Source organism: Corallococcus sp. bb12-1 (genome assembly GCF_026626765.1).
GTDB lineage: Bacteria > Myxococcota > Myxococcia > Myxococcales > Myxococcaceae > Corallococcus > Corallococcus terminator.
This window is the reverse complement of the sequence record NZ_JAPNJZ010000033.1, coordinates 190500-207443: the sequence shown is the minus strand read 5'-3', so window position 1 is coordinate 207443 and position 16944 is coordinate 190500. Positions and strand designations below refer to the sequence as shown.

The 16944-nt window shown below is 70.0% G+C and carries 15 protein-coding genes; 4 read left to right on the top strand and 11 right to left on the bottom strand.

Annotated features, from left to right (window positions below; translation table 11 throughout):
- Positions 1-28: 28 nt before the first annotated feature.
- The 3 genes from OV208_RS39100 to OV208_RS39090 all read right to left on the bottom strand — a co-directional run bounded on the left by OV208_RS39100 (position 29) and on the right by OV208_RS39090 (position 2980).
- On the bottom strand, positions 29-385 hold the full coding sequence (locus tag OV208_RS39100) for a hypothetical protein (RefSeq protein ID WP_267579059.1): 357 nt from the start codon (positions 383-385) through the stop codon (positions 29-31).
- 78 nt (positions 386-463) lie between these two features.
- Positions 464-1609: a DUF1015 family protein gene (locus tag OV208_RS39095; RefSeq protein ID WP_267579058.1), complete on the bottom strand. Its 1146-nt coding sequence runs from the start codon at positions 1607-1609 to the stop codon at positions 464-466.
- A 69-nt stretch (positions 1610-1678) separates the two neighbouring features.
- Positions 1679-2980, bottom strand: a complete 1302-nt coding sequence (locus OV208_RS39090) for a hypothetical protein (RefSeq protein WP_267579057.1) — start codon at positions 2978-2980, stop codon at positions 1679-1681.
- 166 nt (positions 2981-3146) lie between these two features.
- On the opposite strand from OV208_RS39090, the gene OV208_RS39085 reads away from it, so the two are divergent.
- On the top strand, positions 3147-4643 hold the full coding sequence (locus OV208_RS39085; protein ID WP_267579056.1) for a deoxyribodipyrimidine photo-lyase: 1497 nt from the start codon (positions 3147-3149) through the stop codon (positions 4641-4643).
- Positions 4644-4751: 108 nt separating this feature from the next.
- The gene (locus tag OV208_RS39080) at positions 4752-5075 is read left to right on the top strand and encodes a polyhydroxyalkanoic acid system family protein (RefSeq protein ID WP_267579055.1); all 324 of its coding nucleotides are present in this window, start codon (positions 4752-4754) and stop codon (positions 5073-5075) included.
- A gap of 25 nt (positions 5076-5100) precedes the next feature.
- Here OV208_RS39080 and OV208_RS39075 read toward each other — a convergent pair whose 3' ends face one another.
- From OV208_RS39075 to OV208_RS39050, 6 genes are all read right to left on the bottom strand, one after another.
- Positions 5101-6858 carry a CheR family methyltransferase gene (locus tag OV208_RS39075; RefSeq protein WP_267579054.1) on the bottom strand — a complete coding sequence of 586 codons (1758 nt, stop codon included), beginning with the start codon at positions 6856-6858 and terminating at the stop codon, positions 5101-5103.
- On the bottom strand, positions 6852-7844 hold the full coding sequence (locus OV208_RS39070; protein WP_267579086.1) for a chemotaxis protein CheB: 993 nt from the start codon (positions 7842-7844) through the stop codon (positions 6852-6854). Before OV208_RS39070 ends, OV208_RS39075 begins: the two co-directional genes overlap by 7 nt.
- Positions 7845-7881: 37 nt before the next feature.
- Positions 7882-10158 (bottom strand): hybrid sensor histidine kinase/response regulator, encoded by a 2277-nt coding sequence (locus OV208_RS39065; RefSeq protein ID WP_267579053.1) that lies wholly within the window; start codon positions 10156-10158, stop codon positions 7882-7884.
- 68 nt (positions 10159-10226) lie between these two features.
- A complete protein-coding gene (locus OV208_RS39060) occupies positions 10227-11480 on the bottom strand; it encodes a methyl-accepting chemotaxis protein (RefSeq protein WP_267579052.1) in 1254 nt (417 codons plus the stop codon).
- Between the two features lie 5 nt (positions 11481-11485).
- Positions 11486-11890, bottom strand: coding sequence for a Frizzy aggregation protein FrzB (locus OV208_RS39055; protein WP_267579085.1), 405 nt, complete (start codon positions 11888-11890; stop codon positions 11486-11488).
- A complete protein-coding gene (locus OV208_RS39050) occupies positions 11890-12411 on the bottom strand; it encodes a chemotaxis protein CheW (protein WP_120545767.1) in 522 nt (173 codons plus the stop codon). Before OV208_RS39050 ends, OV208_RS39055 begins: the two co-directional genes overlap by 1 nt.
- A gap of 133 nt (positions 12412-12544) precedes the next feature.
- Between OV208_RS39050 and OV208_RS39045 the strand changes: the two genes are divergently transcribed.
- On the top strand, positions 12545-13408 hold the full coding sequence (locus OV208_RS39045; RefSeq protein WP_267579051.1) for a response regulator: 864 nt from the start codon (positions 12545-12547) through the stop codon (positions 13406-13408).
- Positions 13409-13427: 19 nt separating this feature from the next.
- Here the strand turns inward: OV208_RS39045 and OV208_RS39040 are convergent, their stop codons facing one another.
- Together OV208_RS39040 and OV208_RS39035 are read right to left on the bottom strand one after the other, a co-directional pair.
- A complete protein-coding gene (locus tag OV208_RS39040; protein ID WP_267579050.1) occupies positions 13428-14126 on the bottom strand; it encodes a hypothetical protein in 699 nt (232 codons plus the stop codon).
- A gap of 57 nt (positions 14127-14183) precedes the next feature.
- Positions 14184-15497, bottom strand: a complete 1314-nt coding sequence (locus tag OV208_RS39035; protein WP_267579049.1) for a radical SAM protein — start codon at positions 15495-15497, stop codon at positions 14184-14186.
- 176 nt (positions 15498-15673) lie between these two features.
- Between OV208_RS39035 and ald the strand changes: the two genes are divergently transcribed.
- Positions 15674-16801 (top strand): alanine dehydrogenase, encoded by a 1128-nt coding sequence (gene ald / locus OV208_RS39030; RefSeq protein WP_267579048.1) that lies wholly within the window; start codon positions 15674-15676, stop codon positions 16799-16801.
- The last annotated feature ends 143 nt before the right edge of the window (positions 16802-16944 follow it).

The window sequence follows — 16944 nt, the reverse complement described above, 5'->3', positions numbered from 1 at the left end:
TGGGCGTCCGAGCCCCTGGACTGTCTGTTCAGCCCACCATCGCGTTCACCTCATCAGTGAAGGCGTGTTCATCGTCCGCGTGGACGACGAGCGAGGGAAGCACCGTGAGGTCCGCCCGGCCGCCCTTCACCGCGTGCAGCAGCACCAGCTTCGCGGGCCGGTCCGCGCGCGGATGCACCATGCACACCACGTCCGGCAGCTCGCAGGCGATCTCATGCCGCGCCAGCGCCTTCTCCGTCGACAGGTTGCGCTGGCCCGCGGCGCGTGCGCGGTACGGCGGATTGCACAGCACGTGGCCGAAGCTGCCCGCGGGAAACATCTCCGTCACCTGCCGCAGGTCGCCCTGCACCAGCGTCACCGCGCCCTCGCAGCGGTTGAGATACACGTTGCGCTCCGCCAGGGAGAACAGGCCCGGTTGCAGCGCCAGTCCTGAGGGGTTCCGGTCAGCGCCCGCACGGAAGCGTCAGGCTCCCGGGTCCAGGAAGAGCAGGCCGGCGGGCACGCGCGGCTCCACGCGAAGGGTGCGCGGCGGAAGCGTGGCCTGGGCCTCCATCACAGCGCGCACCTCCCACACGGGCGGCGGGTTGAGCGCGAACCCCGCCTGGAACGTGCCGGTCTCCACGCCCTGCACCAGCGCCTCCAGGCCATGCACCGGATAGACCTGGGGATGCCCCGACGCCTCCGGATCCTGGATGCCCAACACCGTGCGCAGCACCAGCGCGTTGAGCAGCGCCAGGTCCAGGCTCCTCAACGTGGGACTGCGCGGCGCGCCCTTCAGGTGCGCCAGGTCCAGCCCCTGCCGGAAGCGGAGGATCTTCCCCCGCCCTCCCGGCAGCACCAGCAGCACCGCGTGCTGTCCAGGCACCAGCGTCGCCAGCCGCTCGCGAGCCGCCGCCATGCCCTGCGGCGTGGTGAGCGGCGCGTCCACGTCCGTCACGCGCGCGTAGGCGGCCACCAGGGTGAGGAAGGTCTCCTCCTGGAACGTCGTCACGCCCTTGAGGGCGCGGTGGATGGGGCACAGCTCCAGGCCCGGCTCGGACAGGGGCACCACCGCCGCCAGCGTCTGGCGTTGCTCGCTCAGCGCCGCCAGCGGCCGCATGGGCGCCTCGTCCAGCACCGCCTGCAGGCGCTTGGACACCGGTGACGGTTCGATGCGCAAGAGCGACACCGGTGCGCCGTCGTATTCCCCCTTCCAGACGGAGATGCCGCGCTCGGCGGCTTCCGCCAGGAGCGCGCGCAGGGCGCCATGGTCGTCCGCCACCAGCGTGACGGCGGGCTCCACCTCCCACGCGCGCGGCCGGTACGGGTCATGCTCCAGCGGCGCCACCGCGTCCGGCGTCAGCGCGCACAAGAGGTAGCGCAGGGGCGGGCCGGAGAACTTCCCCGCCGAACCATACAGCTCCACGACGTAGAGCGACGGGCGGGTGTCCTTCAGCAGCGTGCCCGCGTCGCGCATGCGGCGCAGCTCCGCGCTGGGATTCGCGGCCTCCAGGAGGGGCCGCAGATGCGCCGGCCAGGGGGCCGCGTTACCGCGGGAAGAGCTTTCGCCGGGCTCCAGTGAGCGATCCAGCGAAGCCAGGAGGGCCGAGAAGGGAAGGACGCGCGCCATGGATGGTGGGAAGGTGATGCTGGCCTTCCCTCCGTGCCATGACGCCTGCTCGCCCGCCCTCCGGGCCGTCTACCACCAGACGTTCTTGTAGGGCCGATCCTTGGAGGAATGCCCGCTTCGCACCGTCGTCGCGGAGCGGTCCACGCTCTCCTCCCACAGCAGGCTCACGGTGGTGATGGCGCCCGCGGAACCGAGGAAGGACAGCACGTAGGGCGTGGACTGGTTGAAGCCGCCCAGCACCAGCCCGGAGATGAGCAGCACCGCCGCGCCCACGCCGCCGCCGAAGAGGTCCGCGCGCAGGATTTGAGACGGCGTCGGGTTGTAGCGCATGGTCGCCAGCGCCAGCACGCCCGCGCCCACGCCCGGGGCGATGAGCAGCATGTCCTTCCACGTCTTGCCGGAGATGGACGTGCCGGAGAAGTGGACGATGGCGAGCAGCAGCGCGCTGTACGCCGCCGCCCAGCCCGCGCCGGAGGCCACCAGCAGGCCGTCGTTGAGGGGAAGCTGTCCGCCGCCGATGCCCGCCGTCAGCCACGCGCCCAGCTCCGCGCCCAGGAACGCGGACCAGGTGAGCACGCCGGGGTCCTGGGTGATGAGGTCCATGAAGCCCGCGAAGAACATGGAGCCCACCAGCGAATTGCCCACGCTGAAGTTGGCCATGGGCTCCGCCACCCAGTTGTTGAACTGCCACCACGCGGAAGCGCCGAAGCCCAGGCCCGCGCCGATGAGCGTGCCCGCGAGCATCGCCTCGCGCGAGCTGCGATCGATGCTGAAGTCCTTCGAGAACGCCTGCGTGAAGAAGCCTCCCAGCGCGCCCATCGTCGTGTGGTGCGCGATGAACTTCATGCTGCCGGGGCCGGACAGGAAGGGCCCCCGGCGCCGCTGGCCATCCAGCCACACGCCGTTGTCCTCCGGGGGCGGGCGGATGTAGTTGGACGCGGTCGCGGGCTCCGACGCGGACGTGGACTCCTGCCGCACGCCCGAAGGGCCCTCCGTCAGCGGGGCCTGCGGTTCGGTGCGCAGGCGGTCCGGATCCGGCGGGAGCACGGGCGCGTCGCTCGGGGGAGGATACGTGTCGTTCGGATTCGCCGAGCCCGGCTGCGCGTAGCCCCCGTTCGACGGGGCGCCCTGCGACGGAGGATAGCCGTCGTTGGACGGAGGCGCGGACTGCGACGGCGGATACGCGTCGTTGGACGGAGGCGTTTCAGCCTGCGACGACGGGGCGGCGTACATTCCCGGCGCGGGCGGCGGCGGCGGCTGGGGCGCCGGATACACAGACGTGCCTCCCGCCTGCGCGTGGGCGAGGCCCGCCGACATCAGCGCGACAGCGAGGACGGTGACAGGGAGGTTCCAGGTTCGACGGTGTGCCACGCAGGGGGCTCCTTGGGTCCGGCCGGCCGGCAGAAAACCACAACCCGTGAGCACGTGTTGGATTTCCGCCGCGTACGAAACATTCGCGCGGACAGGAGGTCCACCGCACAACGCAGCGAAAATCCCACCGCGACACGCACGCGGGATGCGGCATCTTCGCCGTCCCATGCCCGAAGGCATCTCGTGGTCCGAACTCGCTGTCGACTCCGCTCGCGTCCAGGAGGTGAACGACGCCCCCTTCCCTTCCGGCCAGCGGGACTTCGTCCTCTACTGGTGCATGGTGAACCACCGGTGGGAGGAGAACCACGCGCTCGATGCCGCCATCGCGCTGGGCAACCACCTGGGCCTGCCCGTCGTCGTCTACCAGGCCCTCCGTCCGGACTACCCCTTCGCGTCGGAGCGGCTCCACGCGTGGGCGCTGGAAGGCATGGCGGACATGGCCAGAGGCTGCGCCGCGCGCGGGCTGCCGTACTGGCTGGAGCTGCCGCGCACCGCGAAGGAGCACAAGCCCCGGATCGCGAAGCTGGGCAAGCGCGCGGCGGCCATCGTGTCGGACCTGTTCCCCACGTACATCATCCCGGGCCACCTGCAAGGCGCGGCGAAGGCGCTCCACGTCCCGCTCTTCGCCGTGGATGCCTCGTGCGTGGTGCCCATGCAGCGCATCCCCGCGGCCCAGGTGGGCGCGTACGCGCTGCGCCCCAAGCTGCGCAAGCTGTGGCCGGAGTACCTGGAGCAAACCCTGCCCCCACGCAAGGTGAAGGCGTCGGGCGCGCACCTGCAACCGGACTTCGAGCTCGCCGACCCGGTGAAGGCGCGGGCCGCGCTGCACACGTTCGCGGTGGATCACTCCGTGAAACCCCTGGACGAAATGGGAGGTCGTAAGGCGGGCCTGAAGGCGCTGCGCGCGTTCCTCGACGAGCGGCTGGAGGGCTACGAGGAGGGCCGCAATGATCCGGGCCTGGGCCAGCAGTCCAACCTGTCGCCCTACTGGCACTGGGGAAACCTCTTCGCGGGCGAGGCCGCGCGCGCGGCCATCGCGGCGAAGGGGAAGGAACATCCCGCCGTGCAGTCGTTCCTGGAGGAGCTGCTCGTGCGCCGCGAGCTGGGCTTCAACTTCTGCTTCCACACGCCCGGGCCCCGACAGCTCACCGTGGACTCCCTGCCCCCCTGGGCGCGCGAGACGCTCTCCCGCCACGCGAAGGATCCGCGCCCGCACCTGTACTCCTACGAGCAGCTGGCCCAGGGCCGCACGGAGGATGCGCTCTGGAACGCGTCCCAGAAGGAACTGCGCGAGCGCGGGCGGATCCACAACTACCTGCGCATGCTCTGGGGAAAGAAGATCCTCGAATGGAGCCCCACGCCACAGGAGGCCCTGGACCGCATCCACCGGCTCAACGACACCTACGCGGTGGACGGACGCGATCCGGCGAGCGTGTCCAACTTCATGTGGATCCTGGGCCTGCACGACCGGCCCTTCCAGGAGCGCGCGGTGATTGGAAAGGTGCGGCCCATGAGTTCCCTGCGCACCGCGGAGAAGTTCGACCTGGGCCCCTACCTGGAGCGCTGGGGCGAACCGACGACGGCACCGGGCGAGGAGCCGAAGCAGGCGGCGAAGGCGGCCCCGAAGAAGCCACGCCGCCCCCAGCGCAAGGCCGCCCGGTAGGCCACCGGTGGACATCGCCCGCCGGCAAACACCACACGGCGGTTCCATTTCCGGCCCGGTGTCACTAAACCGCAGGGACCAGCCACCTTCTGAACAGGAGTCACCGCCATGGGCATGTTGAAATTCGAGGTCCCCCACAACCTTCCCAAGGACGAGGTCAAGAAGCGCGTCGAGCAGCTCCTCAGCTACTGGGGCTCCAAGTACGGCGTGAAATCCGACTGGACGGGTGAAGAGGGCGCGAAGATCGCCGGCAAGGTGATGGGCATCAACCTGGACGCCAGCTTCGTCATCACCGACAAGGGCGTGGTGGGTGAAGGCACCGACCCCGGCATGCTGCTGCGCGGTCAGGCCAAGACGTACCTGCAGAAGAAGTTCGGCGCCGTGCTGGATCCGTCCAAGAGCCTGGATCAGGTCAAGGGCAACCTGGACTGAGCCGCACCGCGGCCGGGCTTCAACCTCAGCCCGGCTGCTCCTCCAGCGCGGCCAGCGCATAGCGGGCCGCGCGGGAGATGGCCTCCGCCGAATCGAGCATCTCCGGGTAGTGCCCCGCCAGCGGGCGCTGCGGATGCTTGAGCTGCGCGACGGCGTTGCGGTAGCTGCGTCGGGCCGCATCGAAGTCCTGGGTGCGCTCCTGCACCTGCGCCAGCAGGTAGTGGCCGATGGCCAGCGTGGGCTCCAGGAAGAGCGCCTTCGCCAGTTCGGAGCGCGCCTCGGCCAGGCTTCCTGACTGCATCGCCGCCACGCCCGCGAAGACGCGCGCCTCCACGCACAAGGGCTCGCGCTGGAGCGCCTGCGCGAAGGTGTCGCGCGCGTTGGCGCTGCGGCCGGTGAGCGAATACAGGTTGCCCAGCGTCAGGAGCGCGTCCAGGTCACTGGGCTCGTCCACCAGCAGCCGCTCCACGCCCGCGATGGCGCCGGGGAAGTCCCCCGCCGTCATCTTGCGCACCGCCATGTTGGGGCGCTCCGCGGGCGGCAACAGCTGCGGCCATGAGCTTCCCGGACGCGGAGCGGTGCTCCCGTCTGGAGAAGGCGGGGCCCGAGGGGTCTCCATGCGCACCACGGGGAACGAACCCGAGGGACGTGCCGCCACGGCAGGCGGTGGCGTGGGGGGCGTGCGCGACGGCTCCACCCGGATGGCCGGGAACTCCCCGGTGCGCCGCCCGGTGAGATTGCCCATGGCGGGAAGCTCGGTGGTGGGCCGGCGCGGAGCCTCCCCGCTCCGGGACAAAAGCGCATCCGCGCCCCCCGGGCTGCGCAGCTTCGCGGCGGTCTCCGCGTTGGCCTGGAGCCGCTGGCGCAGGTTCACCGCGAAGGACTCCGGGCTGCCAGGACGCAGCGGCGGATCCGACGGGCTGGACACACGCGGGGGCGGCGGCCGGGGATCCTCCCCGAGGGGCCGGCGGTACACGAATGCGCCGTCCACTTCGATCATCTCGAAGCGATCGTAGACCTTGAACAGGCTCTCCGAATACCCCAGGAACAACAGCCCGCCCGGGCGCAGCGCGGTGAGGAACCGGTCCATCAGCGCGCGGATGGTGGGCAGGTCGAAGTAGATGATGACGTTGCGGCACAGGATGAGATCCAACGACGCGGGCGCCACCTTGTCGAACACCGGCACGGCCAGGTTCTGTCCGTCGAAGCGGATGTACTCGCGCAGCACGGGCGACGCCTCGTACCCCTCCTCCACCGGCTTGAAGAAGCGCGACAGGCGGTCCGGGCCAATGGCCATCGCTCGACGGTTGGTGAAGCGCCCCTGCCGCGCGGCCTCCACCGCGGCCAGGTTCAGGTCGGTGGCCCACAGGTCCACCTCCACCGCGAGCGCGCCCAGCTCCGCCATCACCAGCGCCAGGCTGTAGGGCTCTTCGCCGGTGGCGCAGCCCGCGGACCAGATGGTCACCTTGCGCATCTCGCGCCGCGCCCGCGCGAGCAGCTCCGGCAGCACGCTCTGCTCCAGCGCGCGGAACTGCTTCGCGTCGCGGAAGAACTCCGTGTGGCCCACCGTCACCAGCGGCAGGAGCGCGCGCAGCTCCTCCTCGCCGTGGGTGCTCATGAGCCGCTGCATGTACTTGTCCGGATCGCTCAGGCCCAGCACGGGCATGCGCGTGGACAGCGCCAGCCGGAGGCTGTGGTAGCCATCCGGGGTGATCTTCAGCCCTGCGCGCTCCAGGAGGAGCGCGGCGAGCTGCTGGAGGACCTTGTTGCCGACCGTCAGCACGCGTCCACCCACTGCACCAGCGTCGGGCCAATGAGCTCCAACGACAGCACCTGCTCCGCCGCGCCCAGCAGCACCGCCTCACGCGGCATGCCGTAGACGACGCACGAGGCCTCGTCCTGCGCGATGGTGCGTCCACCCCGTTCGCGAATCTCCTTCAAACCCCTGGCGCCATCGCGGCCCATGCCCGTCAGGATGACGCCAATGCAGCGCCGGCCGAATGCCTCCCCCGCTGAAGTTAGCAGCATGTCACACGAAGGGCGGAAGCCCCGCAGGGCAGGGCCCGAGTCCAATTCCAGACGGCCATCCGGCTTCACCAGCAGATGTCCTCCCGAGGGCGCGATGTACACCGTGCCCGGTTCCATCCCCGCATCGTGCGTCGCCTCGACGACACGCAGCGCTGTCTCCGTGGACAGCCAGTGCGCCAGCCCCTCCGTGAAGCCCTGGCTGATGTGCTGACAGTAGGCGATGGGTGCCGGGAAACCGCGCGGAATCATCCGCAGCACCTGCGCCACGGCCTTGGGCCCGCCCAGGGACGCAGCCAGGGCCACCAGGGGGAACGGCGCCGTCGGCCCCTCCTGGGGCCGCTTGCGCACCGAAGGCGACGAGCGCACGCCCTTCACCTGCGCCAGCATCACCAGCTTGCGGCCCACCGCGGACCAGAAGTCCTGGGTCGGGCTCATGGGCCGGTCCATCACGTCCAGCGCGCCCATGGCCAGCGCCTGGAACGCCTGCTGCCCGGTAAGCACCCCCGGGTGCAGCGCGAGGATGGGCAGCGGCCGGGTGGCCATGATGCGCTCGATGGCGCCCAGGGCCTGGGACGAGCTCAGGTCCACCAGGACGATGTCCGGGAAGTGCCGCCGCACGACCTCCTCGGCGTTCATGAACTCCGCTTCGGGTGGGCCCACGGCCACCAGGGACTCCCCATCGAAGAGCCCGCGCACCAACGAGCGCAGGCCCCGCCCCACCAGGAGTACCCGGAACGCCATCCCCATCACCGCCGTGCCGCCGCCCACCAGAGGCTCCTCAGGTCAGCCGATCGATGGACTGGGCCAGACTCTCCACGCCCAGCTCCCCCTTGACCAGGTACGCATCCGCGCCCGCATCCAGTCCGCGCCGCTTGTCCTCCGGCGACGCGAGCGACGACAGGATGATGACCGGGATGCGCGCCACCGAAGGCGTGGCCTTCAGCCTCCGCGTGAGGGAGAAGCCGTCCAGCTTGGGCATCTGCACGTCGGTGAGGATGAGATCGTACGTGTTCGTCTGCACCTTCGCGTACGCCTCCTCGCCGTCCTGTGCCTCCTCCACGTTGTGGCCCAGCGCCTTGACGAGCGCACCTTCCGTCGCGCGGGCGATGGGCGAGTCGTCCACCAGCAGCACCCGCAGCCGTCGGCTGGCGGGCGCCTGGGTGACGGGACGCGCCATGCGGCGCACCTCGGTCATGATGTCCGGCACGTGCAGGAGCACCGCGATGCGCCCGTCCTCCAGCGCCGCCGTGCCCGCGATGAACGGCGCGCCCTTGAGGAACTCGCCGCCGCAGGGCTTCACGGCCACCTCGCGCTCGTCCACGAAGCCGTCCACCACCAGCGCGGCGTAGTCGTCGCCGTGGCGCACGACCACCGCGGGAGGCTTGTCGAAGCGGTTGCCACCGTTGAGGCCCAACAGCGGCCCCAACGCCACGAGCGCCGTGGGCTTGCCCCGGTGCCGCACCGCCAGCGTGCCGAACACCTCCATGCGGTCATCGGGCTTGATGCGCATGACGGCCACCACGTCCGCGGCGGGCATGCCGTAGACGTCGTCGCCCAGGCGCACCAGCAGCACCTTCATCAGGGCCAGCGACTGCGGCAGGCGCAGCGTGACGGTGGTGCCTCGGCCCTGGCGGCTGGAGACGCCCACGGAGCCGCCCAGCGTCTCCACCTTGCGCTTCACCACGTCCATGCCCACGCCGCGGCCGGACAATTCGCTGACCTGTTCGCGGGTGGAGAAGCCGGGGCGGAAGATGAGCTCGATGGCCTCGCGCTCTGACAGCGCGGCGGCCTGCACCGGTGACAGGAGCCGCTTGTTCACGGCCACCTGCTTGAGCCGGTCGGTGTCCATGCCCCGGCCGTCGTCCTCCACCTCGATGTGGAGCATGTCACCGTCCACGCGCACCCGGATGCGGATGCGGCCCGTGGCGGGCTTGCCCATCTGCTGGCGGAGGTCCGGGGACTCCAGGCCGTGGTCCACCGCGTTGCGCAACAGGTGCACCAGCGCGTCGCGCACGTCGGCCAGCATGGACCGGTCCACGCCGATGTCGGCGTTCTCGATGACCAGGTCCACGTCCTTTTCCTGCGTCTTCGCGATGTCGCGGACGGCACGCGGGAACGCATCGAACACGGTGGCCAGCGGCACGAGGCGCGCCTCGGCCACGTGGTCCGCCAGCTGGGCCAGGTTGCCGTGCAGCGTTTCGATGCCGTCGCCGTTGCGACGCACGAAGCGGAACGCGTCGTCGCGCAGCATGTGCAGGTCGGCCTCCGCGCGCTCCAGCTCCACGCGGATCGCGTCCGGCACATCCACTTCCTCGGACATGCGCAGGAAGCGGTCACCCAGGCGGCTGAAGCGCTCGAAGAGCGCCGCCGTCTCCGTGCTGCGCAGCCGGCCCCGGGCGCTCTCCACCAGCAGGTCGCCAGCGAGCAGGCCCAACGAGTCCAGCACCTCCACGTTCACGCGGATGCTGCGGTCCGCGATGGTGTTGCCCTTCGCGGTGTTCGGGGCCTCCTCCTCGCGCGCGGGCGGAGGCGCCGGCACCACGTTCGGCTCGGGGGCGCGCGGCGTGGCCACGGCGGCGGGGGCCGCGGTGACGGGGGCCTGCGGCGGGGCGGCGGGCTTCGGCGGCGCGGGCGCGGCGGGCCTGCGCACCGGGCCCAGGGCGGGCACCGGATGACCGGACACCTCCGACAGGGCCTTCACCATCTCCTCGGTGGCCGAGGAGCCGGTGTGCGCGGCGTCCAGATCCTCGATGAGGTCCGACAGCACGTCGCATGCGCGGAGCATGACGTCGGTGGCGGTCTCGGTGGCCGTCTTGCCTTCGCGCTCGGCGCGCAGGACGTCCTCGGCGGCGTGCGCGAGCTGACCGATGGCGGCCAGGCCCAGCATGCGGGCCTCGCCCTTCATCGTGTGCAGTTCGCGCGCGACGTCGTCCGCGGCCTGATCCGCGGTCTCCTTCTCCAGGTCGATGACTCCCAGTTGGATCTTCTGGAGTCGGTCGGCCGTGACCTCCTGGAACTTCTTCAGGAGGGACTTTTTGAGGGCCTCGGTGTCCATGGGTGACAGGCCCGGGGGCGCGGTTCAGCACGCCCCCGGAAGCCCTTCTCTCCCCTTCAGGAGAACGCCTAGTCGGCCTTGAAGCGCTTGATGAGCTCGGCGAGCCGGCCCGCAAGCTGGGTGAGCTCGGCGGCGGCCCCGGTGGCCTGCTTCGACGCCTGCGTCGTCTGACGGGTCACGTCCTCGATCTCCGCCATGGACGCCACCACCTGTTCGGTGGCCGTGCGCTGCTGCTGCGTGGCCAGGTTGATGACCCGGGCCGCGTCGCTCGTCTCCTGCACACCGGCGAGGATGCCTTCCACGGCCTGCGCCGCCACCGCGCCCAGCTTCTCGCCGGACTCCGTGGCGTGCTTGGACGCGTCCGCCGCGCCCGCCGCCGCGGCCGTGGCCTCGCGGATCTCCGTGATGAGGTTCTTGATCTCCTTGGTGGACTCCAGGACGTTCTCCGCCAGCCGGCGCATCTCCGCCGCGACGATGGAGAAGCCCTTGCCCGCCTCACCCGCTCGGCTGCCTTCCAGCGCCGCGTTGAGGGCCAGGAGGTCGGAGCGGTCCGCGATCTCGTCGATGACTTCCACCACCGTGCCAATGCGCTCCACGCGCTTGGACAGCTTGGAGATGGAGTCCGCCACCGCGACGCCGTCGCTGCGGATCTGCTGCATGGCCTGGATGAACTCGCCAATCGCGCCGCGACCCGCGCGCGCCGCGCCCAGCGTCTCTTCCGCCACGCGCGCCACGCTGCCCGCGTTCTCCGCGATCTGCGCGGAGGCGTGCTTCAACTCCTCCATCGTCGCGGTCGTCTCGTGGATGGCCGCGGCCTGCTCGGTGGAGGACGTCTCATGCTGCGTGGACGCCGCCAGCACCTGGTTGGCGGAGGACGACAGCCGCAGCGCGGCCTCGTTGATCTCCCGCACGAAGATGCGCAGCGTCTCAATGACCTTGCCAAAACCCTCCAGGAGGGGCCCGAGCTGGGGGTCTTCCGTGGACGTGTTCCAGCGCGACAGGTCGCCTTCGCGCACCAGGATGATGAGCGAGTCGAGCGCCTGATCAATCTCCTGCGCCGCCACCAGCTTGCGGTGCTCCGCGGAGGAGAACTGCTCCAGCACCTGGTTGAGCAGGTGGCCGAAGCCCGTGGAATCCGCCAGGACGCGGTCGTGGGGCACGCGCGCGTTCAGGTTGCCGGACAGCACCGACATCAGCGTGTCGGTGAAGGGCTTGAGCGGATCCACCGCGTTGGCCTCGGGGGCTCCCGCCTTCGCGCCTGGGGACTTCTTCGCACCGCGGGACTTGGCCGCGGGCTTGTCGTTGGGGCTCTCCAGGGACATGTGTGTCAGTGCCTTCCTTGCGTCTTCAAGGTTTCCGCCAGATCAATCAGCAACACGGGCCGCTTGGACTCTTCATCCAGGCAGATGCCCACGGCATAGGGAGCCGCAACCACGGCGGCGGGCATGCGGCGTAGCACGGCGAGCGCCACGGGGCGCACCCCGTTGACGGCATCCACCTTCAGGTGGCCTTCGCCTTCCGGGCTGTCGAACACCAGCGCGCGCAGGCCGCGGTGCGGCACACCCAGCTCGCGCACGGTGAGGTCGTCCGGCAGGGCCCGGTCGATTCGCAGCACCTGCGAGGCGTCGGTGCCGTATTCGGAGTCGCCGATCTGGAAGAAGAGGATGTCCACCTCTCCCAGCTCCTCCGCGGAGCGATCGTCCGCGACCCCGTTCACCGTGCCGTGCCGCATCATCGAACCACCGCGCGCTGACGGGCCGTCTGCAACAGCTTGGAGAAGTTGAGCAGGTTCAGCCCGTCATGGGGGGTGCCGCCGTGCACGACGCCCAGCAGGTGTTCGGCGGCGGCGTCACCGCCCAGGGGCGGCGGGAGGATCTCCGACACGGGCACGCGGCGCAGGCCCAGCACGGTGTCCGCCACCACGCCGGAGACGTAGTTGCCGCTGACGCCCACGAAGATGCGCGTGCGCGGACCGATGCGCGCCTCGCCCTTGCTGAGGAAGCGCAAGAGGTCCACCACGGGCAGCACCTGGCCTCGGTGGCCGGTGACGCCCATGATGAACGAGGGGGTGCGCGGCAGGGGCGTGAGCAGCCCGGCGCGCAGCACCTCGGTGACGTTCTCGCTGGGCACGCCGAAGCGCAGCTCGCCCACCTTGAAGCAGAAGAACTCCTGCTCGGGTCGGGCCTGGGCGGCCAGCGTGCGGTCCGGCGCCTGTCGGAGCGCGCGTTGGAGGGGAGTGGAGGTCGGGGTCAAGGCAGTGAAGTATCCCGGACAGAGTGAAAAAGGGTCAAGGGTCCAGCCAGGTATGTCCGCTTGGTCGCCGTTTCGATGGTTCGGCGGGAACCAAAGGTGTAGGGTTGTGGGCCGGGAGCCCCTGAGGAGGAAGATGTCCCGCGTTCTGGTCATTGACGACAGCCCGATGCTGCTGGAACTCACCGTCCGCGCCCTGACGGCCGCCGGCTATGAGGCCAGCGGAGCGCCCGATCTGACCACGCTCGACCAGAAGCTCGCGACGGGTCCGTTCGCGCTCATTCTCGTGGACGTCAACATGCCGGAGATGTTCGGCGACGACGTCGTCGAATTCTTGCGGCAGGTGAAGAACGTCTCCTCCAAGCTCATCCTCTACTCCGACATCTCGGAGGCGGAGCTGGCCGCGAAGGCGAAGAACTCCGGCGCGGACGGCTACATCCTCAAGAGCGGCGGCCTGGAAGGCGTGCTCGGAGGCGTGATGGGCCTCATCGGCGCCCCGGCCCTGAACATCCCCGCTGCGGCCCCCACTCCTGTCCCTGCTGCCGTGCCGGCCGCGACCCCCGCTGCTGCTCCAGCCGCGCCCGCCGGCCTCGCCGCGCCCAAGACGCTGGCCCCCGGGGCGCGCAAGCCGCGCATCCTCATCGTGGACGACAGTGAGATGACCGCGCGGATCATTGAAGCGGACCTGGTGTCCAAGGGCTTCGAGGTCCACATCGCGGACTCCGCGGACAAGGCCACGAAGATCATCCTGAAGAAGCAGACGCGCCCGGACCTGGTGCTCCTGGACGTGCGCATGCCCAACGTGAACGGCGAGCAGTTCTGCCGCTTCATCAAGAGCAACAGCCTCTTCAAGGGCATCAAGGTGCTGCTGTGCTCCGGTGAGAACGTGGAGGAGCTGCAGCGCATCTGCCGCGAGGCCGGTGCCGACGGCTACATCCCGAAGGACGCCGTGATGGGCAACCTCGTCGCCAAGGAGCTGATGCCCCCCGGCGCCGAGTAGTCCCCTTGCCCCGCCCTCTTCAGGGCGCCGTCGCCGCCTCGGACGCCCCGGCATCCGTCGGCTCGGCATCCACCGGGCAGGTCGTCTTGCTGGCGAGCACCTGCATCGCCTCCTTTACGTCGGACTTGTTCGCCTCCGTGGGCTTCGCCTGCACGTAGCGCTGGTACGCGGCCAGCGCGTCACAGGGCCGGTTGAGCGTCTCGTAGGCCTTGAGCAGCGCGTTGAGGATGGGGCGCTGATCCGGCTGGAGTTCGAAGGCCTTCTGGTAGTCCGCCGCGGCGCCTTCCGTCTGGCCCATCGCTTCCTGAGACAGTCCCCGCCACACGCGGTAGCTGGCGTTGGTCGGCTGCGCCTCCACCAGGGCGGTGGCGGCCTTCAACGCCCCCTCCTTCTGCTCCAGGCGCGCGTTCGCCGTGTACGCATGCTGGAGCAGGACGACGTTGGCGCCACAGCCGGCGCCAGCGAAGTCGTCCGACGCCTTCGTCACACCCTTGAGGTCGCCGGTGGTCATCAGGAGCTGCGCGTACTCCTGCGCCTTCGCCTTGTCACACGGCGTCTCCTTCAGCTCCGCGCGCAGCTTGCGCACGATGGGCTTCTTCAACCCGTGGTCGAACTCCGGCTCCTCGGGCGCCTTGCTGCACGCGCCGAGGACGGCGACGGCACTGGAGGAGAGGCAGAGGACGGCGAGGCGGAGCGGAATGCGGGAGGAGGCGGACATGCCCGGCTCTGTAGCCGTCCGCCCCCGGAGGGTCAAACCCCTGACGTGGGGTGACGCCTACACGTCGCCCGGAGCGCTCGCGGCGTTCTCCCGCTCATCCAGGCCGCGCGCGAAGTTGCCGATGATGAGCCCCGGCCGCGCCGCCTTCAGTCGGTTCAACAGCGTGCGGATGCCCACCGGTTCGCCGCCCGCGCCCTGCCCTCGCGCCACGTCCAGGTACTGCAAGGGGTCGATGCACAGCGAGCGCGTCTGCACCTGATCCACGCGGTACTTGCGCACCAGGTTCTCCAGCGCCTGCACTTCCCCCTCGCGGTCGGTGACGCCGGGGAACAGCAGCAGGTTCAGCGCCAGGTACGCCCCGCGCTCCCGCGCCAGCGCGATGGAGGCCTCCACGTCCTCCCAGCCGTACTTCACCGGCTTGTAGTACGCCTCGTAGAGGCCCTTGGACGCGGCGTTGAGCGACACGCGCACGGCATCCAGCCCGGCATCCAGCAGCGCCTTCAGGCCGTGCGTGAGGCTCGCGTTGGTGTTGATGTTGATGGAGCCCCGGTCCGTCTTCGCGCGCATGATGCGGATGGACTCCGCGATGTACTTCCAGCGCGTGAGCGGCTCGCCTTCGCACCCCTGGCCGAAGCTCACCATGGTGCGGCCCGGCGCGTGCTCCAGGTGGTACAGGCCGATGGCCGCCATCTCCTCCGCGGAGGGACCGTCGTCCATGCGCTCGTGCGAGGCCGGGGGGCCGTCCGCGGGCTGATCCGAGATGCAGCCCACGCAGCGCGCGTTGCACATCACCGACGCGGGGATGGCGCCCTCGTCGCGGGCATAGAAGATGTTCTGCGACGTGAAGCACCGGTAGAGCAGCGCGCACGTCTTCAACTGCTTGAGCACGCGGCTGTCCGGGAAGCGCTCCATGTGCGCGGTGACGAGCCCCTTCAGCTCCGGCGTGGAGTACGACTCCGGCTCCCAGTGCGAGCGTCGGTCGGTGTGGATGGCCCACGCGAGCGGACCCTTCTCACCCCACGCCGCCGCCGTGTACGCCCACTGCGGCAGCACCGGCCCGTCGCCCTTCACCTCACCAGGGAGGAACGTGCGCGTGTAGCCGGGCGGCAGGAGCGCGCCCACGGCGTTGGGCACGAACGTTTTTCCTCCCATCTTCATCTCGCGCACCAGCTCCAGCTCGCCGGAGTCCGGGTTGAGGCCCACCGGCAGCCGCCCGGGCAGGTGCACCAGGCGCCCCGCCGCCGGCAGGGCGATGGGCTTGTCCTGCGGCGGCACGAGTTCCTCCCCGCTTCGCAGGGTGGCGATGAGGTACGGATGCTCCATCACCCGGCCCTTGGGGTCCGCGAAGAGCAGTTTCGGCGCGTGCGTCATGGCCCGCTAACTAACACGAGCCGGCCGTGACGCGTCCAACGCCTCGCGTCATGTGTGCGAGCGAATGAGCCCCATCACGCAAGCCCACCCCACGGTGCCGGAGCGCGCCTTGAAAGCGCTGGGGCCCTGGTTTATGGGTCCGCCACGTTTTCGCAGTCCCCTATCCGGAGGCAGTCGTGATCGTCGGAGTTCCCAAGGAGATCAAAACCCGCGAGTACCGTGTCGGCATGGTGCCTGCGGGCGTGCGCGCGCTGACCAGCGCGGGGCACACGGTGCTGGTCGAGACGAACGCAGGCGTCGGCTCCGGCATCCCTGATTCGGAGTACCAGCGCGTCGGCGCGCAGATCATCTCCAACGCGGATGAGGTGTGGAAGCGCGCGGAGATGGTGGTGAAGGTGAAGGAGCCCATCGCGCCCGAGTACGAGCGCATGCAGCCCGGGCAGATCGTCTACACGTACTTCCACCTGGCCGGCGTGGACCCGGAGCTCACCAAGACGCTCCTGAAGAAGAAGGTCACCGCGGTCGCCTACGAGACGCTCCAGTTGGACGACGGCAGCCTGCCTCTGCTCAAGCCCATGAGCGAGGTGGCCGGCAAGATGGCCATCCAGGTGGGCGCCGCGTGCCTGGAGAAGGCCCACGGTGGCAAGGGCATCCTGCTGGGCGGCGTGCCCGGCGTGCGCCGCGGCCGCGTGGCCATCATCGGCGGCGGCGTGGTGGGCCTGTGCGCCGCCAAGGTCGCTGTGGGCATGGGCGCGGAAGTGACCATCCTGGACGTGAACCTGGAGCGCCTCACCTACCTGGACGACGTGTTCCTCGGCCGCGCGCAGACGCTGGCGTCGGACACGGAGTCCATCGCGCGCACCGTGCGCGAGTCGGACCTCGTCATCGGCGGCGTGCTCATCCCCGGCGGCAAGGCCCCGAAGCTCGTCTCCCGTGAGCTCATCGCGGAGATGGAGCCCGGATCCGTCGTCGTCGACGTGGCGGTGGACCAGGGCGGCTGCATCGAAACCTGCAAGCCCACCACGCACGACAACCCCACGTTCACCGTGAGCGACGTCGTCCACTACTGCGTGGCCAACATGCCCGGCGCCGTGCCGCAGACGTCCACGTTCGCGCTCACCAACACCACGCGCCCGTACTCGCGGAGGATCGCGGACCTGGGCCTGGTGGAGGCCATCAAGGCCGACCGCGCCCTCCAGCGTGCCATCAACACCTACAACGGCCACATCACCTACGAGGCCGTCGCCAAGGACATGGGCTACGACTACGTGCCCCTGATGGACGCGATTGGCGGCAAGAAGTAGGCCTGCCTGCCCAGCAGCCGGCCAGACATGTTCTGGCCGGGTTGCCAGGGGGGAAATCCGTCCGGGTGTCCCCTCTGGTTCCCACCCTGTGGAATAAATGATCCCGTCGGGCGTCTCCGCACATCAGAAGCGGGCATGCGGGC

What these genes read in the sequence shown, in the direction of transcription:
- OV208_RS39095 (WP_267579058.1), bottom strand. Translation starts at nt 1,609, where the DNA reads ATGGCGCGCGTCCTTCCCTTCTCGGCCCTCCTGGCTTCGCTGGATCGC.
- OV208_RS39080 (WP_267579055.1), top strand. Translation starts at nt 4,752, where the DNA reads ATGGGCATGTTGAAATTCGAGGTCCCCCACAACCTTCCCAAGGACGAG.
- OV208_RS39040 (WP_267579050.1), bottom strand. Translation starts at nt 14,126, where the DNA reads ATGTCCGCCTCCTCCCGCATTCCGCTCCGCCTCGCCGTCCTCTGCCTC.
- OV208_RS39065 (WP_267579053.1), bottom strand. Translation starts at nt 10,158, where the DNA reads ATGGACACCGAGGCCCTCAAAAAGTCCCTCCTGAAGAAGTTCCAGGAG.
- OV208_RS39055 (WP_267579085.1), bottom strand. Translation starts at nt 11,890, where the DNA reads ATGCGGCACGGCACGGTGAACGGGGTCGCGGACGATCGCTCCGCGGAG.
- OV208_RS39060 (WP_267579052.1), bottom strand. Translation starts at nt 11,480, where the DNA reads ATGTCCCTGGAGAGCCCCAACGACAAGCCCGCGGCCAAGTCCCGCGGT.
- OV208_RS39035 (WP_267579049.1), bottom strand. Translation starts at nt 15,497, where the DNA reads ATGACGCACGCGCCGAAACTGCTCTTCGCGGACCCCAAGGGCCGGGTG.
- OV208_RS39070 (WP_267579086.1), bottom strand. Translation starts at nt 7,844, where the DNA reads ATGGCGTTCCGGGTACTCCTGGTGGGGCGGGGCCTGCGCTCGTTGGTG.
- OV208_RS39045 (WP_267579051.1), top strand. Translation starts at nt 12,545, where the DNA reads ATGTCCCGCGTTCTGGTCATTGACGACAGCCCGATGCTGCTGGAACTC.
- OV208_RS39085 (WP_267579056.1), top strand. Translation starts at nt 3,147, where the DNA reads ATGCCCGAAGGCATCTCGTGGTCCGAACTCGCTGTCGACTCCGCTCGC.